The organism is Streptomyces sp. NPDC057280 (genome assembly GCF_042668605.1).
Lineage (GTDB): Bacteria > Actinomycetota > Actinomycetes > Streptomycetales > Streptomycetaceae > Streptomyces.
Genome location: NZ_JBHUYR010000002.1, coordinates 1,128,413 through 1,155,208 on the forward strand (window position 1 = coordinate 1,128,413; position 26,796 = coordinate 1,155,208).

At 70.2% G+C, this 26,796-nt stretch carries 21 protein-coding genes; 7 read left to right on the top strand and 14 right to left on the bottom strand.

Going from position 1 to position 26,796, the window contains the following annotated elements; genetic code table 11:
• Window positions 1-177 precede the first annotated feature (177 nt).
• The 5 genes from ACFUO4_RS15650 to ACFUO4_RS15670 all read left to right on the top strand — a co-directional run bounded on the left by ACFUO4_RS15650 (window position 178) and on the right by ACFUO4_RS15670 (window position 10,655).
• A complete protein-coding gene (locus ACFUO4_RS15650) occupies window positions 178-1,560 on the top strand; it encodes an alpha-amylase family protein (protein WP_383484566.1) in 1,383 nt (460 codons plus the stop codon).
• Window positions 1,561-1,611: 51 nt separating this feature from the next.
• A complete protein-coding gene (locus ACFUO4_RS15655) occupies window positions 1,612-3,006 on the top strand; it encodes an RNA-guided endonuclease InsQ/TnpB family protein (RefSeq protein ID WP_383484569.1) in 1,395 nt (464 codons plus the stop codon).
• A gap of 168 nt (window positions 3,007-3,174) precedes the next feature.
• Window positions 3,175-8,574: a pullulanase-type alpha-1,6-glucosidase gene (gene pulA / locus ACFUO4_RS15660; protein ID WP_383484572.1), complete on the top strand. Its 5,400-nt coding sequence runs from the start codon at window positions 3,175-3,177 to the stop codon at window positions 8,572-8,574.
• Window positions 8,575-8,681: 107 nt separating this feature from the next.
• Complete coding sequence (locus tag ACFUO4_RS15665; protein ID WP_383485717.1) at window positions 8,682-10,268, top strand: SpoIIE family protein phosphatase; 1,587 nt, start codon at window positions 8,682-8,684, stop codon at window positions 10,266-10,268.
• Between the two features lie 27 nt (window positions 10,269-10,295).
• Complete coding sequence (locus ACFUO4_RS15670; protein ID WP_383484575.1) at window positions 10,296-10,655, top strand: 5-carboxymethyl-2-hydroxymuconate Delta-isomerase; 360 nt, start codon at window positions 10,296-10,298, stop codon at window positions 10,653-10,655.
• On the opposite strand, the gene ACFUO4_RS15675 is transcribed toward ACFUO4_RS15670, so the two are convergent.
• The 5 genes from ACFUO4_RS15675 to ACFUO4_RS15695 all read right to left on the bottom strand — a co-directional run bounded on the left by ACFUO4_RS15675 (window position 10,652) and on the right by ACFUO4_RS15695 (window position 15,871).
• On the bottom strand, window positions 10,652-11,341 hold the full coding sequence (locus ACFUO4_RS15675; RefSeq protein ID WP_383484578.1) for a TetR/AcrR family transcriptional regulator: 690 nt from the start codon (window positions 11,339-11,341) through the stop codon (window positions 10,652-10,654). The genes ACFUO4_RS15670 and ACFUO4_RS15675 overlap by 4 nt on opposite strands.
• A gap of 56 nt (window positions 11,342-11,397) precedes the next feature.
• On the bottom strand, window positions 11,398-12,411 hold the full coding sequence (locus tag ACFUO4_RS15680) for a PDR/VanB family oxidoreductase (RefSeq protein ID WP_383484581.1): 1,014 nt from the start codon (window positions 12,409-12,411) through the stop codon (window positions 11,398-11,400).
• The gene (locus ACFUO4_RS15685; RefSeq protein WP_079306532.1) at window positions 12,411-13,289 is read right to left on the bottom strand and encodes a metal-dependent hydrolase; all 879 of its coding nucleotides are present in this window, start codon (window positions 13,287-13,289) and stop codon (window positions 12,411-12,413) included. Before ACFUO4_RS15685 ends, ACFUO4_RS15680 begins: the two co-directional genes overlap by 1 nt.
• A 91-nt stretch (window positions 13,290-13,380) precedes the next feature.
• Window positions 13,381-15,303, bottom strand: a complete 1,923-nt coding sequence (locus tag ACFUO4_RS15690) for a hypothetical protein (protein WP_383484584.1) — start codon at window positions 15,301-15,303, stop codon at window positions 13,381-13,383.
• A gap of 49 nt (window positions 15,304-15,352) precedes the next feature.
• A complete protein-coding gene (locus ACFUO4_RS15695; protein ID WP_383485720.1) occupies window positions 15,353-15,871 on the bottom strand; it encodes a tetratricopeptide repeat protein in 519 nt (172 codons plus the stop codon).
• Window positions 15,872-15,969: 98 nt separating this feature from the next.
• On the opposite strand from ACFUO4_RS15695, the gene ACFUO4_RS15700 reads away from it, so the two are divergent.
• Complete coding sequence (locus ACFUO4_RS15700; protein WP_079306534.1) at window positions 15,970-16,389, top strand: hypothetical protein; 420 nt, start codon at window positions 15,970-15,972, stop codon at window positions 16,387-16,389.
• 66 nt (window positions 16,390-16,455) lie between these two features.
• Here ACFUO4_RS15700 and ACFUO4_RS15705 read toward each other — a convergent pair whose 3' ends face one another.
• From ACFUO4_RS15705 to ACFUO4_RS15740, 8 genes are all read right to left on the bottom strand, one after another.
• On the bottom strand, window positions 16,456-17,994 hold the full coding sequence (locus ACFUO4_RS15705; protein ID WP_383484588.1) for a DUF1996 domain-containing protein: 1,539 nt from the start codon (window positions 17,992-17,994) through the stop codon (window positions 16,456-16,458).
• Between the two features lie 181 nt (window positions 17,995-18,175).
• On the bottom strand, window positions 18,176-18,829 hold the full coding sequence (locus ACFUO4_RS15710; RefSeq protein ID WP_079306536.1) for a response regulator transcription factor: 654 nt from the start codon (window positions 18,827-18,829) through the stop codon (window positions 18,176-18,178).
• Window positions 18,814-20,079, bottom strand: a complete 1,266-nt coding sequence (locus ACFUO4_RS15715; RefSeq protein ID WP_383484592.1) for a sensor histidine kinase — start codon at window positions 20,077-20,079, stop codon at window positions 18,814-18,816. Before ACFUO4_RS15715 ends, ACFUO4_RS15710 begins: the two co-directional genes overlap by 16 nt.
• A 52-nt stretch (window positions 20,080-20,131) precedes the next feature.
• Window positions 20,132-21,157, bottom strand: a complete 1,026-nt coding sequence (locus ACFUO4_RS15720; protein WP_383484595.1) for an SDR family oxidoreductase — start codon at window positions 21,155-21,157, stop codon at window positions 20,132-20,134.
• A gap of 72 nt (window positions 21,158-21,229) precedes the next feature.
• Window positions 21,230-21,823: a winged helix-turn-helix domain-containing protein gene (locus tag ACFUO4_RS15725; RefSeq protein WP_383484598.1), complete on the bottom strand. Its 594-nt coding sequence runs from the start codon at window positions 21,821-21,823 to the stop codon at window positions 21,230-21,232.
• A gap of 314 nt (window positions 21,824-22,137) precedes the next feature.
• Complete coding sequence (locus ACFUO4_RS15730; protein ID WP_383484601.1) at window positions 22,138-23,064, bottom strand: DUF6891 domain-containing protein; 927 nt, start codon at window positions 23,062-23,064, stop codon at window positions 22,138-22,140.
• An 87-nt stretch (window positions 23,065-23,151) separates the two neighbouring features.
• Entirely contained in the window at window positions 23,152-24,180 is a 1,029-nt protein-coding gene (gene glnII, locus ACFUO4_RS15735) for a glutamine synthetase (protein ID WP_079306544.1), read from the bottom strand.
• Window positions 24,181-24,666: 486 nt separating this feature from the next.
• A complete protein-coding gene (locus ACFUO4_RS15740) occupies window positions 24,667-25,134 on the bottom strand; it encodes a MarR family transcriptional regulator (protein ID WP_383484604.1) in 468 nt (155 codons plus the stop codon).
• Window positions 25,135-25,200: 66 nt separating this feature from the next.
• On the opposite strand from ACFUO4_RS15740, the gene ACFUO4_RS15745 reads away from it, so the two are divergent.
• On the top strand, window positions 25,201-26,067 hold the full coding sequence (locus ACFUO4_RS15745; RefSeq protein WP_383484607.1) for an alpha/beta fold hydrolase: 867 nt from the start codon (window positions 25,201-25,203) through the stop codon (window positions 26,065-26,067).
• Window positions 26,068-26,070: 3 nt separating this feature from the next.
• On the opposite strand, the gene ACFUO4_RS15750 is transcribed toward ACFUO4_RS15745, so the two are convergent.
• The gene (locus tag ACFUO4_RS15750) at window positions 26,071-26,757 is read right to left on the bottom strand and encodes a hypothetical protein (protein WP_383484610.1); all 687 of its coding nucleotides are present in this window, start codon (window positions 26,755-26,757) and stop codon (window positions 26,071-26,073) included.
• Window positions 26,758-26,796 lie beyond the last annotated feature (39 nt).

Genomic DNA, 26,796 nt, shown 5'->3' on the forward strand with positions numbered 1-26,796 from the left:
ATCAGAGGTCGGGGATTCAACAAGTCGTGAGCGTGCGGCAGTTGAGAAGGGCACGTCAAGAGAACCGGTGAAAGTTCTTTCTGTGAGTTTCAAGCCCCTTGCTGTAAACCTTTCGTCAGCGGTACGTTCACGCCGGCACCGGGCAAAGACGCCCGGCCGTCCCGCAAGGAGCCCCACGTGATATCGAGATGGTCAGCCGGCGCGTCCCTCACCGCGCTTGCCGCAGCAGCGGCCCTCGTCGCCCCCGCCACTCCCGCCGTCGCTTCCCCGCCCGGCACCAAGGACGTGACCGCCGTCCTGTTCGAGTGGAAGTTCGCCTCGGTCGCCAAGGAGTGCACCAGCACCCTCGGCCCCGCCGGATACGGCTATGTCCAGGTCTCCCCGCCCGCCGAGCACATCCAGGGCTCGCAGTGGTGGACGTCGTACCAGCCCGTCAGCTACAAGATCGCCGGTCGCCTCGGTGACGCCACCGCCTTCAAGAGCATGGTGGACACGTGTCACGCGGCCGGGGTGAAGGTCGTCGTCGACACCGTCGTCAACCACATGTCGGCGGGCAGCGGCACCGGTACGGGCGGGTCGTCGTACACGAAGTACAACTACCCCGGCCTGTACTCCTCCTACGACTTCGACGACTGCACAGCCACCATCAGCGACTACACCAACCGCACCAACGTCCAGAACTGCGAACTCGTCGGCCTCGCCGACCTGGACACCGGTGAGGAGTACGTCCGTTCGGCCATCGCCGGGTACATGAACAGCCTCCTCGGCTACGGCGTCGACGGCTTCCGCATCGACGCGGCCAAGCACATCCCGGCGACCGACCTCGCCAACATCAAGTCGCGCCTGTCCAACCCCTCCGTGTACTGGAAGCAGGAGGTCATCTACGGCAGCGGCGAGGCCGTCCAGCCCACCGAGTACACGGGCAACGGGGACGTCCAGGAATTCCGTTACGCCTACGACCTCAAGCGCGTCTTCAACAACGAGAACCTCGCCTACCTGAAGAACTACGGCGAGGGCTGGGGCTACCTGAACAGTGGCGTCGGGGGCGTCTTCGTCGACAACCACGACACTGAGCGCAATGGCAGCACGCTCAACTACAAGGACGGCGCGAACTACACCCTCGCCAACGTCTTCATGCTCGCCTACCCGTACGGCGCCCCGGACATCAACTCCGGCTACGAGTGGTCGGACACGGACGCCGGCCCGCCCAACGGCGGCACGGTGAACGCCTGTTGGCAGGACGGCTGGAAGTGCCAGCACGCCTGGCCCGAGATCATCCGCATGGTCGCCTTCCGCAACGCCGTGCGCGGCACGGCCGTCACCAACTGGTGGGACAACGGCGGCGACGCGATCGCGTTCGGGCGGGGCAGCAAGGGGTTCGTGGCGATCAACCACGAATCGGGCTCGCTGGGTCGTACGTATCAGACGTCTTTGCCAGCGGGGACGTACTGCGACGTGCAGGGGAACAGGACCGTGACGGTGAACTCCAGCGGGCAGTTCACAGCCACTCTCGGCTCCAACACCGCCCTCGCGATCTACGTCGGCAAGTCGAGCTGCTGAGCTTCGAAGCAACGGAGCAACACGGAGGCCAGTGAGGATTCGAACCGTCGTGTGATCGAAGGCGTTGGAACGCATGCGCTCATGGCGCGCATAATTTCGACCGGATGTGATCTTGGTGCGATAGATCGATTGCGCGCCCATACGGTGATCTGCATGAAGCTCCGGTACAACGTTCGTGTGTACCCGAGCGCCTCTCAGCGCGGCAGTCTGGCGAGGGCGTTCGGGTGCGCCCGCGTCGTGTGGAACGACGCCCTTCGACTGCGTCGTGACGCGTATGCGCAGGGTGTGCCCCGCCCGACGGCGGCTGAGCTGTCGAAGCGGGTTATCACCGAGGCCAAGAAGACTCCGGAACGGGCCTGGCTCGGTCAGGTGTCCGCCGTGGTGCTCCAGCAGTCGCTGCGCGATCTGGAGACCGCGTACAGCAACTTCTTCGCCTCGAAGAACGGCACTCGCAAGGGGCCGAGGATGGGCCCGCCGAAGACGAAGAAGAAGACCGCCCGGCAGACGATTCGGTTCACCGCGAACGCCCACTCCATCACCAAGAGCGGCAAACTTCGGCTGTCGAAGATCGGCGACGTCGAGGTGCGCTGGTCACGCAAGCTGCCCTCACAGCCGTCGTCGGTGACGGTCATCCAGGACCCGTCCGGACGGTACTTCGCCTCGTTCGTGGTCGAGGTGGACGACAAGCCTCTACCCGAGCTGGACATGGAGGAGACGGACACCGGGATCGACCTGGGCCTGTCCTCCTACGCCGTGCTGCGCGGCCGGAAGATCCTGTCCCCGAAGTTCTTCCGCCGCCAGGAACGCAAGCTCAAGAGAGCGCAGCGAGCCATGTCTCGTAAACAGAAAGGATCGAACAACCGGCGCAAGGCCAAGCAGACCGTCGCGAAGATTCATGCCCGCATCGCTGACCAGCGACGCGACTTCATCGAGCAGGAGACCACCCGCATCGTCCGCGAGAGCCAAGCGGTCTATGTAGAGGACCTGAACGTGAAGGGCATGGCCGCCCGCGGTGGCTGGCTCGGCAAGAGCGTCCTTGACCAATCCCTCGGCAGATTTGCCCGCACCCTGGAGGCCAAGTGCGCACGGTACGGGCGGACCTTCGTCAGGATCGACCGGTGGTTCCCCTCCACCCAGCTGTGCTCCCGCACCGGGTGCGGGCGACTTACCGGCCCCAAGGGCCGCGGGCAGCTGAACGTCCGCGTGTGGACGTGCACGGAGTGCGGAACCCAGCACGACCGAGATGAGAACGCCGAGGCGAATCTACGCGCCGCTGGACGGAAACGTGTCGCTGAGATGCGCCACGAGGCGGAGCGTCAAAACGCCTGTGGAGAGCACGTCAGACCTCGCAAGCCGGGGCAGCGCTCGTTGAAGCAGGAACCCACCCGAAGCCCAGCCGCTGCGCGCGGCGGGGCAGGCGGGAATCGCTCACGTTCACGTGGGTGAGGACGTCAATGCAACGTGCAGAACAACTTCCCTTGTTGAGAGTCTCGCTGAAGCGGCTCCTGAAATTTCTTACCGACAGTTTCAAGCCTCTTGCTGTAATGCTTACGGCGGCGATACGGTCGCGCGGGGTCGGACCCACCGAGAGCCGTAATCGCAAGGAGCCCATCTGTGATACCGAGATGGCCGACGCCGTCGAGGCGCCGTACCGCCCATGCCGGACGGGTCGCCGCGGTCACCGTCACCGCGCTGGCCGCAGCGCTCGTCCAACCCCTCGCGGCGCGGGCGGACACCCCGCCCCCGCCACCGTCCGACGCCAAGCTCGCCGCCGAGCCCGCCCGGCACGACTCCACGCGCGAGCAGTTCTACTTCGTGCTCCCGGACCGATTCGCCAACGGTGACACCGGCAATGACCGGGGCGGTCTGACTGGCACCCGCCTCACCACCGGGTACGACCCCACCGACAAGGGCTTCTACCAGGGCGGCGACCTCAAGGGCCTGACGAAGAAGCTCGATTACATCAAGGGGCTCGGCACCACCGCCATCTGGATGGCGCCGATCTTCAAGAACCAGCCCGTGCAGGGCACCGGGGCCAACGCCTCGGCCGGCTACCACGGGTACTGGATCACCGACTTCACCCAGGTCGACCCGCACTTCGGCACCAACAAGGACCTCGAGACCCTCATCTCCAAGGCGCACGCCAAGGGCATGAAGGTCTTCTTCGACGTCATCACCAACCACACCGCCGACGTCGTCGACTATGAAGAGAAGTCCTACGACTACCTCTCCAAGGGCGCGTTCCCGTATCTGACGAAGGACGGCAAGCCGTTCGACGACGCCGACTACGCGGACGGCACCCGGGACTTCCCCGAGGTCGACGCCGGCTCCTTCCCGCGCACGCCGAAGGCCGCCAAGAACAACAAGGTCCCGTCGTGGCTCAACGACCCGACGATGTACCACAACCGCGGTGACTCGACCTACGCGGGCGAGTCCACCACCTACGGCGACTTCTCCGGCCTCGACGACCTGTGGACCGAGCGTCCCGAGGTCGTCAGCGGCATGGAGAAGATCTACGAGAAGTGGGTGCGGGACTTCGACGTCGACGGCTTCCGGATCGACACCGTGAAGCACGTCGACATGGACTTCTGGACCCAGTGGGCCACCGCCCTCGACGCATACGCCGCCCGGCACGGCCGCGACGACTTCTTCATGTTCGGCGAGGTCTACTCCGCCGACACGTCGATCACTTCGCCGTACGTCACCCAGGGCCGCCTCGACGCCACGCTCGACTTCCCCTTCCAGGAGGCGGCCCGGCAGTACGCCTCCCAGGGCGGCAGCGCGCAGAAGCTGGCCTCCGTCTTCGGCGACGACTACAAGTACACGACGGACAAGGCCAACGCGTACGAGCAGGTCACCTTCCTCGGCAACCACGACATGGGCCGCATCGGGTACTTCCTGAACCAGGACAACCCGAAGGCGACCGATGCCGAGCTGCTGAAGAAGGACAGGCTCGCCAACGAGCTGATGTTCCTCAGCCGCGGCAACCCGGTCGTCTACTACGGCGACGAGCAGGGCTTCACCGGCTCCGGCGGCGACAAGGACGCCCGCCAGACGATGTTCGCGTCGAAGACCGCCGACTACCTCGACGACGACGAGATCGGCACCGACCGCACCCACGCGAGCAGCTCCTACGACACGAGCGCCCCGCTCTACCGGCAGATCAGCGCGCTCGCCAAGCTCCGCAAGGCCGACCCGGCCCTCACCGACGGCATCCAGACCGAGCGCTACGCGGCCGACGGCCCGGGCGTGTACGCCTTCTCCCGCACCGACGCCAGGACCGGCCAGGAGTACGTGGTCGCGTTCAACAACGCCGGTGAGGCCAAGTCGGCGACGTTCGGGGTCGGTTCGGCCGCCATGGCGTACCAGGGCATCTACGGCGGCGACGCGTCCGTGACGTCCGACGCCGGCAAGAAGCTCACCGTCACCGTCCCGGCCGGCTCCGCGATCGTCCTCAAGGCGGCGGCCAGGCCCGCCAAGGCGGCCACCGCGCCGACGATCACGCTCAAGGCCCCGGCCGCCGGCGCCACCGGCACCGTCGAGCTCGGCGCAGACGTCGACGGCGGCCGGCTCGACCGGGTCGTCTTCGCCGCCCAGGTCGGCAACGGCAAGTGGAAGACGCTCGGCTCCGCCGACCACGCCCCGTACAAGGTCACGCAGGCGATCGGCAAGGACGTACCGGCCGGAACCGCCCTGCGCTACAAGGCGGTTGTCGTCGACTCCCAGGGACGCACCGCGAGCGCCCTCGCCGCGTCCACCACCGGCACCCCGCCCGCCGAGGAGGTCCCCACCGCCTCCTCCCGCGACTACGCGATCGTCCACTACAAGCGCACGGACGGCGACTACGCCGACTGGGGCCTGTACGCCTGGGGCGACCTCGCGGACGGCGAGGCCACCGACTGGCCCGCCAGCCACCCGTTCACCGGCCGGGACGCCTACGGCGCCTTCGCCTACGTCAAGTTGAAGCCCGGCGCCTCCAACGTCGGCTTCCTCGTCATCGACAAGGACGGGAACAAGGACGTCTCCGCCGACCGCACGATCGACGTCACCAGGACCGGCGAGGTCTGGATCGAGCAGGGCAAGGCGGATGTCCTGACGGAGAAGCCGGACTATCCGGCGCAGGACAAGACCAAGGCCGTACTGCACTACCACCGCGCCGACGGGAACTACGACGGCTGGGGGCTGCACGTCTGGACGGGCGCCGCGAACCCCACCGACTGGTCGAACCCGCTGAAGCCGGTGAAGACTGACACCTATGGCGCGGTTTTCGAGGTACCGCTCACCGACGGTGCCACCAGCCTCAGTTACATCATCCACAAGGGCGACGACAAGGACCTCCCGTCCGACCAGTCGCTCGACCTCACCGCCAACGGCCATGAGGTGTGGCTGTTGAACGGCCAGGAGAAGTACCTGCTCCCGCAGCCCGCCGGTTCCGCGGCCGCCCTCGACCTGACCACCTCCAAGGCGGTCTGGATCGACCGGAACACGGTCGCCTGGAACGGCTCCGACGCCGCCGCCTCCACTCAGCTCCTCTACAGCCGCGACGGCTCGATCGCGGTCAAGGACGGGGCGCTGACCAGCGACGACGAGCGCTGGCTGCGGCTGACGAAGACCACCCTGACCGACGCCCAGAAGGAGAAGTTCCCGCACCTGAAGGCGTACATCGCCTGGACCGTCGACCCCCGTGACCGCGACCGGGTCCGCCAGGCCCTCAGCGGTCAGGTCGTCGCCTCCCAGCGGGCCGCGAACGGCGCCGTCCTCGCGGCGACCGGCGTCCAGATCTCCGGCGTCCTCGACGACCTGTACGCGGACACGGCGACGAAGGCGCATCTCGGGCCGACGTTCAGCAAGGGGCGTCCCACGCTCTCGGTCTGGGCGCCGACCGCGCAGTCCGTGAAGCTGGAACTCGACGGCTCCACCGTCGCCATGAAGCGCGACGCGAGGACCGGCGTCTGGTCCGTCACCGGCCCGAAGTCCTGGAAGGGCAAGGAGTACCGGTACGTCGTCAAGGTCTGGGCGCCCAGCGTCCGGAAGGTCGTCACCAACAAGGTCACCGACCCCTACTCGGTCGCCCTGACCACCGACTCCGCGCGCAGCCTCGTCGTCGACCTCGACGACAAGTCCCTGGCCCCGTCGGGCTGGACGTCGTACACCAAGCCGAAGGCCACCCCGCTCAAGGACGCGCAGATCCAGGAGCTGCACATCCGGGACTTCTCGATCGCCGACAGAACGGCGGACCATCCCGGTACGTACCTCGCCTTCACCGACAAGAACAGCGACGGCTCCCAGCACCTCAAGGAGCTGGCCAAGTCGGGCACGTCGTACGTGCACCTGCTGCCCGCCTTCGACATCGCGACCATCCCCGAGAAGAAGTCCGACCAGGCGACCCCCGACTGCGACCTCGCCTCCTATCCGGCCGACTCCGACAAGCAGCAGGAGTGCGTCGCGAAGACCGCCGCGAAGGACGCCTTCAACTGGGGCTACGACCCGTACCACTACACGGTCCCCGAGGGTTCGTACGCCACCGACCCGGACGGCACCGGGCGCACGGTCGAGTTCCGCAAGATGGTCAAGGCGCTCAACGACGACGGTCTGCGGGTCGTCATGGACGTGGTCTACAACCACACGGCGGCGAGCGGGCAGGCGGACACCTCCGTCCTCGACCGGATCGTCCCCGGCTACTACCAGCGGCTCCTCGCCGACGGTTCGGTCGCCAACAGCACCTGCTGCGCCAACACCGCGACCGAGAACGCGATGATGGGCAAGCTGGTCGTCGACTCGATCGTCACCTGGGCCAAGGAGTACAAGGTCGACGGCTTCCGCTTCGACCTCATGGGCCACCACCCGAAGGCCAACATCCTGGCGGTCAGGCGAGCGCTCGATTCCCTGACTCTCGCCAAGGACGGCGTCGACGGCAAGAAGATCATCCTGTACGGCGAGGGCTGGAACTTCGGCGAGGTCGCCGACGACGCCCGCTTCGTGCAGGCCACCCAGAAGAACATGGCCGGAACCGGCATCGCCACCTTCTCCGACCGCGCCCGTGACGCGGTCCGCGGCGGCGGGCCCTTCGACGAGGACCCGGGCGTCCAGGGCTTCGCGTCCGGCCTCTACACCGACCCCAACTCCTCCAAGAACAACGGCACGTCCGCCGAGCAGAAGGCCCGGCTGCTGCACTACCAGGACCTGATCAAGGTCGGGCTGAGCGGCAACCTCGCCCGGTACTCCTTCACCGACACCGATGGCAAGCAGGTCACCGGCGCCCAGGTCGACTACAACGGGCAGCCCGCCGGGTACGCGGACGCGCCCGGCGACGCCCTCGCCTACGCCGACGCGCACGACAACGAGTCGCTGTTCGACGCGCTGACGTACAAACTGCCCGCCACGACCAGCGCCGACGACCGCGCCCGGATGCAGGTCCTCGCCCTGGCGACGGCCACCCTCTCGCAGGGCCCGGCCCTCTCCCAGGCGGGCACCGACCTGCTGCGCTCCAAGTCCCTGGACCGCAACTCCTACGACAGCGGCGACTGGTTCAACGCCATCCACTGGAACTGCGCGGACGGCAACGGCTTCGGCCGGGGTCTGCCGATGGCCGCCGACAACGAGTCCAAGTGGTCGTACGCCAAGCCCCTGTTGGGCCAGGTGAAGGTCGGCTGCGAGCAGATCCAGGGGGCCTCGGCGGCCTACCAGGACCTGTTGAGGATCCGTACGACGGAGAACGTGTTCTCCCTCGGCACGGCCGCTCAGGTGCAGTCCACGCTGTCCTTCCCGCTGTCGGGGAAGGACGAGACGCCCGGGGTGATCACCATGGAACTCGGTGACCTGGTCGTGGTGTTCAACGCGACGCCACAGGCGCAGGAGCAGCGGGTGGCCGCGCTGGCCGGCACGGCGTACGCGCTGCACGAGGTCCAGGCGACGGGTGCGGACCCTACCGTCAAGCGGTCGTCCTACGAGCGGGTTTCGGGCACCTTCGCCGTTCCGGGGCGCACGGTGGCGGTGTTCTCCCGCAAGTCCTGACAACGGCATAACCTTGGTGGGGCAGACCCGGTCCGGGTCTGCCCCGCTGTGTGTCCAAGGGCTCTGAACACATGGATGTCGACGCAAACCCCACAGGCACGACCGTCATGGTCGTGGACGATACGGAAGCAAGCCGCTACGCGATGAGCACCCTGCTGAGCCGGGCGGGGCACCGCGTCGTGCCCGTCGCCAGCAGTGGCGAGGCGCTCGCCGAACTCGACGCACGGCGGCGCAAGGGCACCCTGCCGGACGTGGCCCTCGTCGACGTGGGCCTGCCCGACATGAGCGGCTTCGACCTGTGCCGCCGCTTCAAGGAGCGCCCGCACACCGCCGGGCTGCCCGTCGTGCACTTCTCCGCCGCCCAGGTGGCCCCGGTCGACTGCTGTGAGGGCCTGGACACGGGATCCGAGTCCTATCTGAAGGTGCCCGCCGAGCCCCTGGAGATCGAGGCGGTGGTCCGGGCCGCCGTGCGCAACGCACGGGTGCGGGCCGACGACCGGGCACTGGTACGACGGCTGACCCTGCTGTCGGAGACGATCGTCACCATCCAGGCGGCACGCTCCTTGCAGGAACTCACCGACGCGGCCGCCGAAGGCATCTCGCGGGTCACCGGCACCCCCGCCGTCGTCTTCGTCCTGGACCAGGAGGACCGGCTGTACCGGGGCCTGTCCCGGGACCGGGTACCGGTCGCCCTGCCGGACGACGGGTCCGACCGGACGGTGGCCGCACTGCTGCGGCGGCTCACCCGGGGGCAGGGCGGCGGGGTGCAGCTCACGACGGTGCCCGCACCGCTGTGGCCGGCCGGCTACTTCCGGCCCGGCGTCGAGCACGACGCCCGGCTGGCGCTCGTCCGCACCCAGGACGGCAGGGCCACGGTCTGCCTGGCCGCGCCCGCGCGCGGGATGCGGCGGATGGGCCCCGAGCGCGAGAGCCTGCTGGCCCAGCTGACCCAGGCGACCGCGTACGCCGCCGAACCGCTGCTCATGTACCAGGTGGAGCGGCATGTCGCCCTCACCCTCCAGCACAGCTTCCTGCCCCAGCCGCACCGGCTGCCCGAGCTGCCCGGCGTGAACGTCGTGGTCCGCTATGTGCCCGCGTCCACGGAGACCGAGATCGGCGGCGACTTCTACGCGGCGCTGAGCACCGGCGACGGTGTGCTCACCGCGGTCGGTGACGTCGTCGGGCACTCGCTGGACGCGGCGACCGTCATGGTGGAGATCCGGCACGCGCTGCGCGCCTACGCCGTCGAGGACAGCGACCCGTGCGTGCTCGCCGAGCGCCTCGACCGGATGCTCCAGCGCTACCACCCCGACCTCACGGCCACGGTCTGCATGGCCCTCGTGGACCCCGCCACCGGGCGCACCCAGGTGGCCAACTCGGGCCACATCCCGCCGCTGATCGTCCGCGACAACGGCAGCGCCGACTACGTCAAGGCGGCCGGACCGCTGCTCGGCATCGGCCTGCCCCACCCGCCCGTCACCGAGCTGTTCCTCGAACCCACCGACCGGCTCCTCATGGTCACCGACGGCCTGATCGAGACCCGCGGCACCGACCTCTCGGCCTCCATGGAACAGCTCCGCGCGGCCGCCGTCGGCTCCCTGCCCGGCCTGGACGCCCTGTGCGACACCCTCCTGGCCTCCTTCGGCCACGACCGCGAGGACGACATCGCGATGCTGGCGCTGCGGCTAGGCTGAGGCCCTCGGCCTAGAACAGGAGTACCCATGCCGCAGATCACCGTCGACTACTCCCGGACGATCACCCCCGCCTTCGACCGGGCCGGGTTCGCCCGGGCGCTGCACGAGGCGACGGTGGAGATCGCGGCGGCGAAGCCGGAGGCGTGCAAGACGCAGTTCCGGGCGAGCGAGGACACGGCCTTCGGATACGAGGACCCCGACGAGCTCGGCCACGCGGTCGTCCATGTCACCCTCGGTCTGCTCGCCGGACGCACCGAGGAGACCAAGGCGAAGCTCACCGAAGCCGTCCTGGAACTGCTGCGCAAGCACATCGAGGCCGACCCGGGCACCGTGCTGCACGCCTCCGCCGAGGTCCGTGACCTCGACGCCTCGTACCGCAAGTTCTAGGACGCCAGCGCGATCAGCCGGCCGACCAGGTCGGCGAACGGACCGTCGGTCGGCTCGTCGCGGAGCATGACGCGCATCAGCGCGCCCATCTCCTCGTCGTACGCGGCGCTGACCGCGGCGAGCGCCGCGAAGTCGTGCACCAGCTGCACCTCCAGCTCGCCGCGCGGGATGCGCCGGCCGTCCAGCCAGATCAGTGCCGTCGACTCGGCGAGCGAGATCCAGGAGCGGACGACCAGTTCCAGTCGCGCGGGCGGGTCGGTGATGCCCAGATGCGACAGGATCTGGTCGTACGCGGCCTGCCGTACGGAGTCGATGAGCGCGTTGGTCGCCGAGGAGCCGACCGCCGGGCCGCCGCGCATCAGGGCCGCGAAACCGGGCCCGTGCTCGTCCACGAAGTCGAAGAAGCGCCGCATGACCCGCAGCAGCCGCGACCCCAGCGGCCCTTCCTGCGGCTCCACGAACCGGCCCGCCAGATCGTCCGCCGCCCGCTTCAACGCGGCCTCGTACAGGCTGAGTTTGCCGGGGAAGTAGTGGTAGACCAACGGGCGCGAGATGCCCGCCGCGGCCGCTATCTCGTCGATGGACACGTCATCGGGCGAGCGCTGGCTGAACAGTTCGAGGGCGACGCCGATCAACTGCTGCCGCCGCTCCTCGACTCCCATTCTTCGCCGTACCCCGGTAGTCATGCGAACACCTTACCGATCGGATCCGGCCCGGAACGGGCCGGTCCGGCCATGGGTGTTCACATATCCAACACAAGCCGCTCACTTCGCGCCCGCGAAACGCAGATGAGCATCGAGTCATCGCGCTCGGCGTCGGTCAGCAACTCGTCCCGATGGTCCACCTCGCCCTCCAGGACCCGCTGTTGGCAGGTCCCGCAGAAGCCCTGCTCGCAGGAGTAGAGGGTGTTCGGCAGCTCCGCCCGGACGGCCGCGAGGACCGTGGAGTCCGCCGGGACCGTCAACGTCCGCCCGCTGCGGCGCAGTTCGAGCTCGAAGGCACCGCCCGGCGCGGCGGCCCGCGGCGTGAACCGCTCCGAGCGCACCTGCGGGAAACGCTCCTCGACCGCCGCCCTCAGCCCTTCCGGTCCGCAGCAGTACACGGCGGCGCCCTCGGGCACCTCCAGCGTGTCGAGGTCGGGCACCCCGGTCACGACGGTCACCCGGTCCAGCCGCTCCAGCTCCGCCAGGAACGGCATCGACTCCCGCGTCCGCCCGCAGTACAGCAGCCGCCAGTCGGCGCCCGCCGGCAGCGACCGCAGCATCGGCAGGACGGGGGTGATCCCGATGCCGCCCGCGACGAAGACGTACGACTCCGCCTCGACCAGCGGGAAACGGTTGCGCGGCCCGCGCACCTCGATCTCCATGCCCTCGGTGAGCTGCTCGTGCACCTCGCGCGAGCCGCCCCGCCCGTCCTCGACGAGCCGGGTCGCCACGGTGTACGAGGAGGTGTCCGCCGGGTCCCCGCACAGCGAGTACTGGCGCACGAGCCCCGACGGCAGCACCAGGTCGAGATGCGCACCGGGCTCCCAGCGCGGCAGGTCCCGCCCCTCCAGGCGCAGTTGGACGACTCCCTCGGCGACCTCCGCGCGCGCGGCCACCAGCAGCCGCAGCGCCCGCGACCGGGGCCGCCCGGAGACCGGCTCGTCCAGGGCGGGCATCGGCCACAGCGGCGAGACCCGGATACGGCGGCGCATGGTCCGCCGGGCGAGCAGCGCGGCCCCGGCGACGACCGCGACGGTGAGCGGCTTCGGCATCAGGCGGCACCCTTCTCGGCCGCCAGCGCAGCGGGGGACTGGGCGAGATAGGCGACCGCCTGCTCGGTGCAGCCCTCCTGGGAGGGGTGGTAGGCGCGGCTCAGATAGCGCGGTATCGACCGGAGCATGGCGCCGGTCCCGGGCAGCACACCCTGCCGCCCGCGGACGTAGAAGTCCTTGAAGCTCGCCCTGCCGTCGACGAGCGTCGGGTCGTTCTCCATGAAGAACCGCGCCCCGCGCTGCCACAGGAACACCAGCGTCGCGAAGGCCAGCGCCCAGGTGCGCACCCGGCGCCGGTAGCCGCCGTCCACGTGCATGAAGAGCTCGAAGGCGACCGACCGGTGCTCGACCTCCTCGGCGCCGTGCCAGCGCAGCAGGTCCAGCATGGTCGGATCGGCGCCCCGCCGGTCCAACTCCTCGGCGTTCAGCACCCAGTTGCCGAGGAAGGCGGTGTAGTGCTCGATGGCCGCGATGATCGCCACCCGCTCCATCAGCCACCACCGGCGCGGCCTGCCCGGCGGCAGTGTCCGGTCGCCGAGCAGCTTCTCGAAGAACCAGTCGATCTGCGCGGTGTACGGCGTCGGATCGAGGCCCAGCTCCTTCAGATGCGGCAGGACCTCGTCGTGCGCCTGGGAGTGCATGGCCTCCTGGCCGATGAACCCGATGACGTCCTCGCGCAGCCGCTCGTCCCGGATGAGCGGCAGCACCTGCCGGTAGACGTGCACGAACCAGCGCTCGCCGGCCGGCAGCAGCAGGTGGAGCACGTTGATGGTGTGGGCGGCGAAGGGATCACCGGGCACCCAGTGCAGCGGGGTGTCGTCCCAGGAGAAGGACACCTTGCGGGCCTTGAGGTGCACCCGGTCCTGCGTGTTAGACATGGCGTCAATGTACTGACGGGTAGGGCGGTCGGGAACCCCTGCGCGGCCTCTTGTTTACGTCAGTGTCAGCAAGCGGGTCTGTGAGCGGGTCTCAGCGCAGCCCGTTGATCGCCCGCCCGTCGGCCAGCGTCCCCTTCAGCCCGGCCTGCGCGCCTTCCTTCGCCTTCACGGCCAGCAGGTTCCCCTGTCCCGAGCCGCGCACCGCGCCCGTCGCGCTGATCGACGCGGTGTTCTTTCCGCCCGCCGCCAGCAGGTACCAGGAGCCCGACCCCGACTTCCACAGCACACCCGCCAGCACGTTCGGGTCGCGGGGGCCGCACGCCGGGACGTTCTCGGCCTGCGCCGCGACCGCCCCGTACGCCGAACCCGGAGTGCGGAACTGCGCCAGCGCGCGCGTCCCGCCGCCGCGCCAGGTCTCCGCGCGCGTGCACACCCAGTCCGCCGACCCGCCGGCCTCGGGCAGCTGCTGCTCGGCGTACGCCCACGCGTTCACCGTCCGTACGCCGGCCGAGCGCATCGCGCCCAGCGAGCAGGCGTACGGCGCCCAGGTGCGCAGCGCCTCCGCACCGGACGTCTCGTGCACCGCGCCGGGGCGGCCCGTGGTGAGGCGTGCCGGGACCAGTTCGCCGAGGTCGCTCATCAGGCGGGTGCCGGAGCGGTCCGTCAGCTGGAGCACGTTCCAGGACGTGCAGCCGCCGTTCTGCTGGGCCGGGCCCGCCAGCGGCGAGGTGACGCCCTTGGCCAGGGTCAGGTCCATCGCACCGGAGGCCGGCTTGAGCAGGTCGCGCTCGGCGGCCTTCTTCACCCAGGGCGCCAGCAGATAGCGGACGTTGCCGTCGGCCCGGCCCAGCACGACCGCGCTCGCCTCGGCCGGCGTGGCCCCGTCGACGCGCGCGAAGTCGAGGGCGGCGCCCTGGGTGCCGTCCTTCGGCTCGGCGTACCGGGCGATGCGCAGACCGTCGTAGAGGATCACCACGCGCGCGTTGTCGACGAGCCCCGCGTACAGCAGCTGTGGCGGGCCCGCCGGGCCGCCGGAGGGGGTGCCGGGGGTCGCGGAGACCTGGACGGTCTCGCCGGGGCGGGCCCAGACGGCGAGGGCGCGGCGCAGCAGCGCCGTGTCGTGGGCGAGTTCGCCGCGGGCGGGCCAGACGGAGAAGTCGTTGCGGGACGCGGCCTGCCAGGCGGTGGCCGGGACGCGGGTCAGGTTGGCGGGGTCGAGGGCGGCCTGCGCGGACGGGTTCTGCGCGTACGCGGGCGCGGCGGCGCCGTCGGGGCCCCAGCCGTCGCCCGGCAGACCGAGCAGCGCTCCGCACACGGCGACCGCCGCCGCGGCGGCGAGCACGGCCTTCATGTGCTGCCTGCGGCGCATCAGGTCGGTGGGGCGGGCCTGGAGCGAGCAGGGGTCGAACTCGGGGGAGTCCAGGAGGGCGTACTCGGCGGGTACTTCACCGGCCTCTTCCAGCGCCTCGTCCGGGTCCTCGACCCCGGCCTCGGTCAGCACCCGGCGGACGTCGCCGTCCGGGAGCCGCTCCAGACCGCGCAGGACGTAGGCGGCGCGGGCCTCGCCGGACAGCGCGGACAGCCGCTGGTCCAGGGCGAGTTCGTCGGCTCCGCCCGAGCGCGGGAAGAGCCTGAGACCCCACACCTGGGGGAGCAGCGGCGGGAGTTGGGAGCGCTTGGGCCAGGCCCGGAAGGTCAGTGGCAGGCCCGCCTCCAGTGCCGTACGCAGCACTTGGAGGCGGACGAAGGCGTACCCGGGATCGCCGTCGCGGCCGGTCGACTGGGCCGGGATGACCGGCGTCGAGGCCCGGCGGCGCGGCAGGGCGCGCTGGGTGAGGGCGTGCGCGGTCAGGACCCGCCGGTTGCGGCCGAGGCCCGGCGGCAGCACCAGGTAGGCCAGCCGGACCAGCCGTGGGTAGTGCTCGACGAGCGCGGCCTCGGCCTGTTCGACATCGACGAACGGCTCGGCGGAGGCGGACGGTGCGGGGCGCGGGGCGACATCCTGTGACTGCACGTTCAGCAGAACGAGCGAATCGTGCGTTGGTCACCGCCAACCGGGCGACTCAGTCGTCAGGGTCGACCAGTGCGCGCGCGTAGTTGGCCATCGAGCGCTGGTAGCGCGGCAGATGCGGGGCCAGTGCGCCAAGGACGAGCGACAGGCCCTCGCGGTCGCGGCCCAGGCTGGACAGGCACAGGGCGAGACACGCTCGTACGGCGTCGTCCAATTCGTCGGAGGGGCCGTCCAGTTCGGGCGTCAGGAGCTTGACGCCCTCCTCGGCCTGGCCGATGTTCCGCAGCGAGCTGGAGAGCTGGATCTTCGCGCGGCGCCCCTTGTAGCCGGACAGCCCCCGCGCCAGCGCCTCCCGGTACAGCGGGGCCGCCTTGTCCGAGTGACCTGTCGAGTCCCAGGCGCAGGCCTGCTCGAAGGGGCCGAGCGGGCTGTCGGCGGGGAGTTCGGCGACCAAGGCGTCGATCACCGCCCGGAAATCGGCGGCTCGCTCCTCCGGGTAGTCGTCGAAGGTGGCCCAGGCGGCCGTCACACGCTGTTCCCAGTTCTCGTTCACCGGCACACTTTCGCACAGGCGTGCCCACTGGGACAGCCGATTTGAGCGCAGCGTGCTCCCCGGCCGTATGGAAGGGGACGGGCACCCAGGCCCACGGGAAGGTTCCGGAGGAACAGATGAGGTTGACCCGACCGATGCTCGCGGCGACGGCAGCCGCGGCGGTCCTCGTGCTGGCGGGCTGCGGCTCCGGCGACGGTGACGACAAGGCCGCCGTGCCGCAGACGGCGAGCGGCAGCCTTGAGCACCTGGCCGCGGAGGTGGGCTGCAAGCCGACCATCCAGATCGACGCCGACGAACTCCGCCAGGCCTCGTGCCGCAAGAGCGCCGCCCACGGCAAGTTCCTGCTGGCCACCTTCGCCACCGACCGCGGCCAGCGCGAATGGATCGACGGGGCCAAGGACTACGGCGGTCACTACCTCGTCGGCCGCAAGTGGGTGGCCGTCGGCGAGACGAAGCAGGTGACGGCGACGCTGCGCAAGACGCTCGGCGGGGACATCGAGGAAGGCCAGGACCACAGCGCGCACTCCGGTCACTGAACCCGAAGAACACGAGAGAGCCGGCGGTGGGAATTCCACCGCCGGCTCTCTCGTGCGCTAGCTAGCTCACTGGCACCGCTGGCCGGTGTTGATGCAGTTGACCATCTTGTTCATCAGGTTCGTGGAGAAGAAGTTGATGAAGTCGTTGTGGTCGGTGATCGGCTTGTGGATGTTCTCAGGGAAGGTGTCCACCGCGTACGGCTGGATCACCTGGCCGTTCTGGAGCTTCGGGGCCGGAACGTTGTAGACCAGCCGGACCTGGAGCTGCGGGATCGCCTTGAAGCCGTTGGCGCAGGAGCCGTCGGCCTGGACGAACGCCACGTGCGTACGGTGGTTGGCGCTGTCGATGTTCTTGCCGTCCCAGCAGCTCTGGAAGTTGGTCGTGCGCACCACCTGGCTGCCCTGCGGGCAGATCGGGTACTTGTCGTGCAGCTGGACCTTGTTCTCGAAGCCGGTGCAGCTCCAGTTGACGTTGGCGTTCGCGTTGCCGTTGACGAAGGCCTTCGCGTCACCGGTGATGATGCGCAGGGCGGTCGGCATCGCGACGACGTTGCCCTTCTTGTTGCCGACGAACTTCAGCTGGGCCTTGACGGGCTGGAGGATCTTGCCGACGTTGCCCTCCTTGCCACCGCCGTCCCGGTTCTGGTCGAAGTCCTGCTGACCGTTCTGCAGGCGCAGCACCGGCCAGAAGTACGAGGACTTGTCGCCCTGGTTCTGGCACGTGGTCTGGGCCCCGGCCAGCTCCTGGTCGCTCGCGAACGCGTCGTTGCTCTGGTTGCCGACGTAGTCGTGCAGGTGGTGGGCGCCGTTGCTGACACCGGGCGCGACGATCACGTTGTCCGTGTTGTGGTTCTTGTTGCCGTTGGTGCCGCACTTCGTGATGAACACGCCGCGGGAGCCGGAACCACCGTTCGCGGGCAGGCCGTTCTGACCCACGCCGAGCTGCGCGTTGCCCTGCACCTTCGTGATGTCCACGAAGTCGGCGGCCGTCGGGCCGTTACCGCCCTGGCCGTTCTGCTGCTGGCCACCCTGCTGCTGGCCGCCTTGCTGTTGACCGCCCTGCTGCTGGCCACCGTTCTGCTGCTGGCCCCCGCCGTTCTGCTGCTGACCGCCCTGACCGGCGTTGGTCTGCGGCTGCGCGGCCGGGACTCCGGTGCAGGCGGCGAACTGCGACAGGTTCGCGACCTGTCCGCCGGCCCGCTGGATGTTGATCCGGATGCGGTCCAGCGCGGCGGACCGCTTTTCCTTCAGCGGGCCGAGGATCGCGTTCTGCACGAACCCGGGGTCGTTCGCCTGCGCCTGGCGCGTGGACGCCAGCCGGGCGTACGCCTCGGTGATCTGCTTGTCGAGGTTCGCCAGCTCCGTACTCACGCCGTTCCGGGCGCCGTTCGGGACATTCGTCAGCTTCTGACCGACGTCCGGGCACTGGATCGTGGCGATCTGCGCCCCGGCGGCCTTCACCTGGTTCTGCCCCGAGTTCGACTCGTGAGCCGATGCGTAGAAGTTCGCCCAGACAAGCCCGCCCCCACCGAGCGCTAGGGCTGCCGATCCCGCCACGACCTTGGTGGTCATCGACGTACGGCGTTTGCGATTGTTGCGTCCCATGGAACTCCTCTGACTTCCTTGCGGGGCTATCGAGGCGCCCGACAGGAGTGAAGCGGCGTCGTTCCATACGGACGTGGTCCCACGGGTGTTCACCCGTCTCTCATAAAAATCAGAGGATTACTCGACAGCCCTGCCACAACAGCCGCTTGAGCAGCGGAAGTTACAGAAAATCAGCGGCTGTTCACCGGCCCTGGTCCAGATAGGCGAGGACCGCGAGAACGCGCCGATTGTCGTCGTCCGACACCTCCAGGTCCAATTTGGCGAAGATGTTGGAGGTGTGCTTGGCAATGGCCCGTTCTGTGACGACGAGCTGTCCCGCGATCGCCGCGTTGGACCGGCCCTGCGCCATCAGGTCCAGCACCTCCAGCTCGCGCGGGGTCAGCCGGCCCAGCGGCTGGTCGGCTGCCGCGCGCCGGGTGAGCAGCTGCTGGATCACCTGCGGGTCCATCGCCGTACCGCCCGCCGCCACCCGGTGCACCGCGTCCACGAACTGCGCCGCGTCGAAGACCCGGTCCTTCAGCAGATAGCCCACCCCGCCGGTGCCGTCGGCGAGCAGCTCGCGCGCGTACAGCTGCTCGACGTGCTGCGAGAGCACCAGCACGGGCAGCCCGGGTCTGGCCCGCCGGGCCGCCAGCGCGCACTGCAGCCCCTCGTCGGTGTGCGTGGGCGGCAGCCGTACGTCGACCACGGCGACGTCCGGCTCCAGCTCGGCCAGCGCACGGGTGAGCTCGGGGCCGGACTCGACGGCGGCGGCGATCTCGAAGTCATGGGCTTCCAGCAGCCGGACCAGCCCGTCCCGCAGGAGGAACAGGTCTTCGGCTAGGACAACACGCAAGGGATCTCCATGGTGACCATGGTGGGACCGCCTGCGGGACTGCTGACGGCCAGGACGCCGTCGAATGTACCGAGCCGGCGCTCGACCCCGGCCAGCCCCGACCCGGCTCCGATCACCGCGCCGCCCTTGCCGTCGTCGGTGACGCTGATCCGCAGGGTGCCGTCCTCGTGGTGCAGGTCGATCCAGAGCCGCTGGGCGTCCGCGTGCTTCACGGCGTTGGTGAGGACCTCGCTCACCGCGAAGTACGCCGCCGACTCCACCGGCGCGTCCGCCCGCCCGGGCAGCTCCACCGTCACCTCGGCCGGCAGCGGCAGCCGCAGCGCCAACGCCCGTACGGCGTCGCCCAGTCCGCGCTCGGCGAGCACCGGCGGATGGATGCCGCGCACCAGGTCGCGCAGTTCGGCGAGGGCGTCGACGGATGACTTGCGGGCCTGCGCGAGCAACTCCTTCGCCTTCTGCGGGTCCTTGTCGAGGAGCAGCTCGATGGTGCCGAGGTCCATGCCCATGGCGACCAGCCGGGCCTGCGCCCCGTCGTGCAGGTCCCGCTCGATGCGCCGCAGTTCGGCCGCGGAGGTGTCCACGGCGTCCTGCCGGGTCTCCGTCAACACCCGTACACGTTCGGCGAGTTCGGCCTGGCTGGGGGTGAGCAGGGCGCGGGTCAGACGGAAGTGGGCGCGCAGCACGGGCGTGGAGAACTGCCGGAACAGCAGCAGGAGGACCAGCGCGAGCGCTCCGGCGCCGAACGCGGAGGCCTGCCCGGTGACCGGCACGAAGGCGTACCAGTACCCGTCCGGGAAGACCCGCCACAGCCCGGCGGCCAGCGCGAGCCCCTCCACCGGGTAGAGGACCAGCACGGCCGGCAGCAGCGCGGTCAGGAACCCCGCCGTCATGTCGACCGGCAGCCACCTCAGGTCCCGCCAGGTCGCCGGGTCACCCAGCATGCCGAAGGTGCGCCCCCAGGGGTTGGCGTTCGCCGGGAGCGGCCGGTACGCCGACGGGATCCGCACCCCGCCCCACTCGGCGGCCAGGACCCGGCGCCAGTCGGCGAACGCCCGTACCCCGGTCAGCACCCACGGGGTGGTGACGATCCCGACGCCGATCGGGATGAGCGCGATGGACACCAGCGACAGAACGAGGCACAGGACCGCACCCGGCAGCACGACCAACGCCAGCCCGAGCCCCCGCAACGCCGCCAGACCCGAGGTCCGTGCCCATGTACCGCCCCTGCCGTGCTGTGTCTCGATGCTCATGACAGCAGTCTCGCCGAGCCCCAGCACCGGGTCACGGGGCTTGGCCACCCGGTCAGGGGGTGGTGCCAGGTACACCCCCCGCCGCGCTGGCGAGCACCTTCGCCTCCACCGCCGGGGCGAGCCCCACCTCGGGCCGGTCCGGCCGCTGCGGGGCGGTGCCGCCGATCTCCCGCAGCCAGCTCCAGGTGTCGGCGACGGTCTCGGTGACCGGACGGCACTCCAGCCCCGTGCCCAGGGCCTTGGTGACGTCACCGGTGTGCAGGGCCGCATGCAGGTCGCTGCCCGGCGGCACCCACACCGGCAGCTGGGTCCAGGGCTCGATGCCCGCGTCGAGGACGACGTCCGGGTCGGTCCAGCGCAGCTCGGCGCCGGACCCGGTGACCTTCGCGCAGGCCTCCAGCAGGCCGCCCATGGTGGCGTGCCCGCTGGGCGAGACCAGGTTGTACGGCCCGCTCAACTCCCGCTCCACGGCGCCCAGTACCCACGCGGCGAGGTCACGGACGTCGATGTACTGGAGGGGCAGCTCCCGCGGCCCCGGGGCGAGCACTTGTCCGCCCCGCGCGATCCGGTTCAGCCACCACGGCAGCCGCCCGATGTTCTCGTAGGGGCCGAGGATCAGCCCCGCCCGGACGAGCAGCGAGCGGTCCGCGCCGAAGACCTCGGTCGCGGCCAGCTCGCCGCCCCGCTTGTCACGGGCGTAGTCACTCTGCCCGGCATCGGCCGAGGCGCCCTCCACCAGGGGCGCGTCCTCGGTCAGTCCGGCGGCCGGCGGCCATGCGTACACCGAGCGGCTCGACACATACACATACCGCCGGGCGCGCTCTTGCAGCAGCCGCGCCGCGTCCCGCACCGCCCGGGGGGCCGCCGACCAGGTGTCGACGACGGCGTCCCAGGTGTCCGTGCCGGCCAGGGCGGTGAGCCTGTCGGGCGCGGTGCGGTCGCCGTGCAGCGACCGCACCCCGGTCACGGGGGCGTGCCGTCCCCGGTGGAAGACGGTCACGTCCCAGCCGCGCCCGAGCGCCGCCTCGACGACGGCCCGCCCCACGAACTCCGTACCACCCAGCATCAGAAGCCTCATGGCGGAGACTCTGCCTGGTGCAAGGGGGCCGCGGAACGGGTCTCTGCCGTCAGCAGACAGCCTGCCGCGATGTCAGCGCCCGGCCGGCGGCGCGTACTTGTAGCCCACCCGGCGGATCGTCTGGATCGCCTGCCGGTGCTGGGCGCCCAGCTTGCGGCGGAGCCGGGCGATGTGGACGTCGACGGTGCGGCCGTCGCCCACGTGCCCGTAGCCCCACACGGTGGTGACCAGCTGGTCCCGGGTGTGCACCCGGTGCGGGTTGGCGACGAGGTGGGCGAGGAGCTCGAACTCCAGGTACGTGAGGTCGAGTTCGACGCCGTTCACCTCGGCGGTGCGCTGCACGGTGTCGATGCGGACGAGCGGTTCGTCGTCGCTCTCGGCATCCAGGGCGCCCAGGGCGCCGGGCGCACCGGTCACGGCCGGCTCGGTCGGCAGCAGCGGCTGCTGGTCGGCCGGGACGAGCACCAGGTAGCCGATCATCGGCGGCTGGCCCGGCAGCGTGGGCAGCGCGTGCTGTGGGGCGGGCAGCCAGGTGGCACCCGGCGGCAGGAAGTCCGCCACGTGCAGGACGTCGTCCGGGCCGACGGCCCTGAGCCGGTGCCGGGGGCCGGGCTCGGCCGGGGCGGTGCCGAGGGGGGCGGGAGACAGGGAACGAGTGGTCGCCATGAGGGTCAGCTCTTTCGCGCGAGGAGGTCGTCCGGGGGACGGGTCGTCCCAAGACGTGGATCGACTGCGCGCTGGCCGAAGGCCGGACGGGGTGTGTACGGCTTTAGAGGGCCCGCGCGTTCATCACGCGGCAACACACCCGGTCGAAGTCGTGGTGCTGACGGGAAGGCCAGAACGGCTCGAGGTCATGGCGACCTGTCGCGCTGGGGTTCTGGAAGCTGGCCATGCCCATATTGAAGCAGACACAGGCCCGCAACAGGACCCTCCTCTCACAGCTTGGACGCTTCCTTGACGCGAATCCGACGTTGCGTACGTCACCCCACCAGGCGTTTGCGCCAGTTCAGGGGCGTGACGGTGATGGCCCTGGACGGGTCACCGTCCCACTGGGTGGACAGTCCCGCGGCGTCGAGGGCGGCGACGACCGCACGGCCGACGTCGGCGGTGGTCTCGGCCGAGCCGTCGAAACCGCCGTAGAGCAGCGTCAGTCCGTGTCCGGCGGCGGCGCTCTCGGTGCACTGGGAGTGGAAGTAGACGAAGCCGCGATCGCCCTCGGCGCGCTCGGCGGCTATCTCTGCGGTGCCGCAGGTGCGGCAGCAGGTGAAGTTCTCCCGGGCGGTGATGCCGGTGGAGTTCAGGGCCTCGAAGGCCCGGGTGATGCGCTCGGGGTCGGTGGTGCCCTCCCAGGTGCGCTGTTCGGCCACCCGCTCCAGCCACAGCCGATCCACGAGCAGCCGCGCCTGCGCGGGGGAGACTGGACGGTCGTCGCCGTCGACGAGCCATTCCTCGGCGTCCTCGGTCAGCCTGCGGCGGTCGTCGTACCCGCACCGCAGCAGATCGCGCACCCGCGCCTCGACGTCCTCCCGCACCTCGTCGGGGAGTTCGGGCACGTCCTCCTGCTCCGTGTCGAAGTCGACCGGCGCCCAGGAGATCCCCGTGTCCCAGCCGTCCTCCGCACGCGCCCAGCCCGCCAGCACATCGGCGACGGGATCCGGGCCGGCGAGTTCCGCACGGAAGAAGGCGGTGCGGCTCGCCCGGTGCTCCACCTGATAGGCACCGCCGCTCTCGTGCCACACCTGCGCGAAGACGTCCGGCAGGTCCGGGACGCGCTGGATCACCAGCCAGCGGTCCCCGCTCGCCCCGATGCGGTGCACGAGCTCCCGCAACTCCCGCTCGCCCACGCCGGTGAGCGTCTCCCCGTACTCGGACATGACCTTGACGGCCAGACCCCCGTCGATCTCCATGCCCCCACCCTGACAGACCCCACTGACAACGCGCCGAGGGGCGCCCACCGCGGTCGGTGGGCGCCCCTCGGGAAGCTGCTGCGGGGATCAGATCTGGCCGGCCTTCTCCAGGGCGGTGCAGCAGGTGTCGACGATCAGGCGGGTCACGACGTACGGGTCGACGTTGGCGTTCGGGCGGCGGTCCTCGATGTAGCCCTTGCCGTCCTTCTCGACCTGCCACGGGATACGGACCGAGGCGCCACGGTTGGAGACACCGTAGGAGTACTCGTTCCACGGGGCGGTCTCGTGCAGACCGGTCAGGCGGTCGTCGATGCCGGCGCCGTAGTTCTTGACGTGGTCCAGCGGCTTGGAGCCCTCACCGAGCGACTCGCACGCGGTGATGATCGCGTCGTAGCCCTCGCGCATCGCCTTGGTGGAGAAGTTGGTGTGCGCGCCGGCGCCGTTCCAGTCGCCCTTGACCGGCTTCGGGTCCAGGGTCGCGGAGATGCCGAAGTCCTCGGCGGTGCGGTAGAGCAGCCAGCGGGCCACCCACAGGTGGTCCGAGACCTCGAGCGGGGACAGCGGGCCGACCTGGAACTCCCACTGGCCGGGCATGACCTCGGCGTTGATGCCGGAGATGCCGAGACCGGCCTTCAGGCAGTTCTCCAGGTGCGCCTCGACGACGTCACGGCCGAAGATCTCGTCGGCGCCGACACCGCAGTAGTAGCCGCCCTGCGGGGCCGGGTAGCCGCCCTTCGGGAAGCCGAGCGGGTAGCCGTCCTTGAAGAAGGTGTACTCCTGCTCGATGCCGAAGATCGGCGCCTGGGAGGCGAACTTCTCGGCGACCTCGGCCAGCGCGGCACGGGTGTTGGAGGAGTGCGGCGTGAAGTCGATGTCGAGGACCTCACACAGGACCAGGATGTCGTCGCCGCCGCGGATCGGGTCCGGGCAGGAGAAGACCGGCTTGAGCACACGGTCCGAGGAGTGCCCCTCGGCCTGGTTCGTGGACGACCCGTCGAAGCCCCAGATCGGCAGCTCCGCGCCCTTGGCGTCGTCCGCCAGGATCTTCGTCTTGGAACGGAGCTTGGCCGTCGGCTCGGTGCCGTCGATCCAGATGTACTCAGCCTTGAAGGTCACGGGCCACATCCTTCGGGGGTGGGTCTCTAGGCGCACTTGCGGGTGCTGCAGGGTGCTGCGGCGCTGCGGCACTGAAACGCCGCGCTTGATGTGCGCGAGCCTGTCAACAGGCGATTTCCCGGCCATTGCTCGAATGTGAACCCCGTGTTACCTGCTCGTTCTGTGGCGAGATTCACGCGGTGAGGGGCAGCGGCGACCGGAGACCGGCCCCGCAAGCAGGCCGCGCAGCCGGTGGCTCCGGCTCGTATGCGATGGGGTTGGCGGCTCGGTCCGTCCCTCGGGCCGACCCTCAGCCGGTCCTTCTGTCCACCCCTCAGCCGGTCCCTCAGTCCGTCCTCTCGGTCCACCCCTCAGCCGGTCCCTCAGTCCGTCCTCTCGGTCCGCCCTTCAGCCGGTCCCTCAGTCCGTCCTCTCGGTCCGCCCTTCAGCCGGTCCCTCAGTCCGGCCCCCCCGGTCCGCCCCCCGGTCCGCCCCCCGGTCCGTCCCTCAGTCCTCCTCGGCGGCCGCCTCCCGCACCCCGCTGAGGAACCCCCGGATCGCGGCCTTCTCCCGCTCGTCGTATGTCGCCAGCAGCCCCACGGTCCGGTCGATCAGCGGCCCGAAGAAGGCCCACCCGAGCTCGACCGCCGCCTCGCTCACCTCGATCACGACCCGGCGCCGGTCCCGCTCCCCGCGCACCCGCCGGACATGCCCCGCCCGCTCCAGCCGGTCGACCAGCGCGGTGGTGCCCGCCGAGTTCAGGCCGAGCGCCGCCCCGAGCCGCCCCGCCGTCATCTCCTCACGCGCGCGTCCGGCGTCCATGAGGGCGATCAGGGCCCGCACATCCGTCGGATGCATGGCATGGCGCTGCGCGAACCGGGCGCTGTGCAGGCCGAGTTCGACGGTGGCCGCGCGCAGCAGATGGACGATCTCCATCTCGGCCCCCGTAGGTGTCATGCCGCTCGTGCCGCTCATGCCACTCCTCGGCTATTGTCTCGTTCGTCGAACATCTCGCTCAACGAGATAATAGGGGAGGGCTCGATGAGCACGTACGACGACGGCGCTTTCCAGGCGGCCTACGACAAGGTCATGGCCAAGTGGCCCGCGGACCGGGAGGCGGTCCGGGTCCCCACGCCCTTCGGCACGACCCACGTCACGGTGTGCGGACCGGCCGACGCGCCCCCGCTCGTGCTGCTGCCCGGCGGGGGCGCGACCTCCGCGTCCTGGTACGCCCAGGCCGCCGAGCTGGCCCGCGGCCACCGCGTCCACGCCGTCGACCTGATCGGCGACGCGGGCCGCAGCGTCCCGGCCGCCGACCGTCACCCCCGTACGGTCGCCGACCTGGCGGCATGGCTGGACGCGGTCCTCGACGGCCTCGGCATCGAGGAGACGGACCTGGGCGGGCACTCGTACGGCGCCTTCGTCGCCCTGCACCACGCCCTGCACGCGCGCGTGCGTGAACCGGCGCGGGTGCGCAGCCTGTTCCTGCTGGACCCCACCCAGTGCTTCGCCGGATACCGCCCGGCGTATCTGCTGCACGCCCTGCCGATGCTGCTGCGGCCCGCGCCCCACCGCGTCCGGGCCTTCCTGAAGTGGGAGACCGGGGGAGTGCCGCTCGACCCCGACTGGCTCCGCCTCCAGGAGGCGGCCGCCGGCTTCCCCTCCGTCGCGAAGCCGGTGACCGGCCCGCGCCCGTCCGTCGACGCCCTGCGCGGGCTGGACATGCCGGTCCTGCTGCTCGTGGCCGCGAACAGCAGGACGCATGACACGTACAAGGTGACGGCCGGGGCGGGTGAACTGCTGCCGCGCGTCGAGACGGTGGTGGTTCCCGGTGTCTCGCATCACGCGCTGCCGCAGTCGGCACCCGCCGAACTGGGCCGCCGCCTCACGGAGTTCCTACGTCGTTGAACCTCACCCCACCTTCTCGATCACGGCGCGCCGGATCAGGAACTTGCCCGGTTCGCGGACCTGCTCGAAGGCGGCGTTGTTCAGCAGGGCACAGCTGCCCGAGACCGAAGTGACCTTCACCGTCGTGGACTTGTTGTTGTCCAGGTTGGTGACCTTCAGCGTCGTCCCCGCCGGGAACTGGTTGCTGGACGCGGCGGGCGCACCGCCCTCACCGGAGAGGGTGACGGTGGAGCCCTTGCAGACCTGCTGCCCGGAGGCGGCGGCACCGCCGTTTCCGGTGTTTCCCGCGGAAGCGGCCGGTGCGCTCGCGGCGGCACTGGGCGCCGCGCTCGGTGCGGCCGGAGCCGCCGGCTGCGCCGCCTGGGAGCCCTGAGCCGACTCCCCAACGGCGCACCCGGACGCCTTCTGCTGCACCTTGATCTGCTCGATGACCGCTTCCCGGTTGGCGATCCGGGCCGCCGACTGCGCGTCCGGATTGGCCCGTTGGCCGTCGATGAACTTCTGGTTGTTGCCGAGGGCGGTGGCGAGCCCCTGGCAGACGCCCGAGTCGGCCGCCTTGGTCTGCGGTTGCTGCGCCTGGGAGGCACTCGACGTGCTCGCCATGACGAAGGCCCCACCGCCCGCCACCGACGCCGCGCCCACGAACAGCGCGATCTTCTTGCCTGTACTGAGAGTTCTCCTACGCGACATGCGCGCCTCCTGAAGAGGTAGGGGAGCGTACGCCGCTAT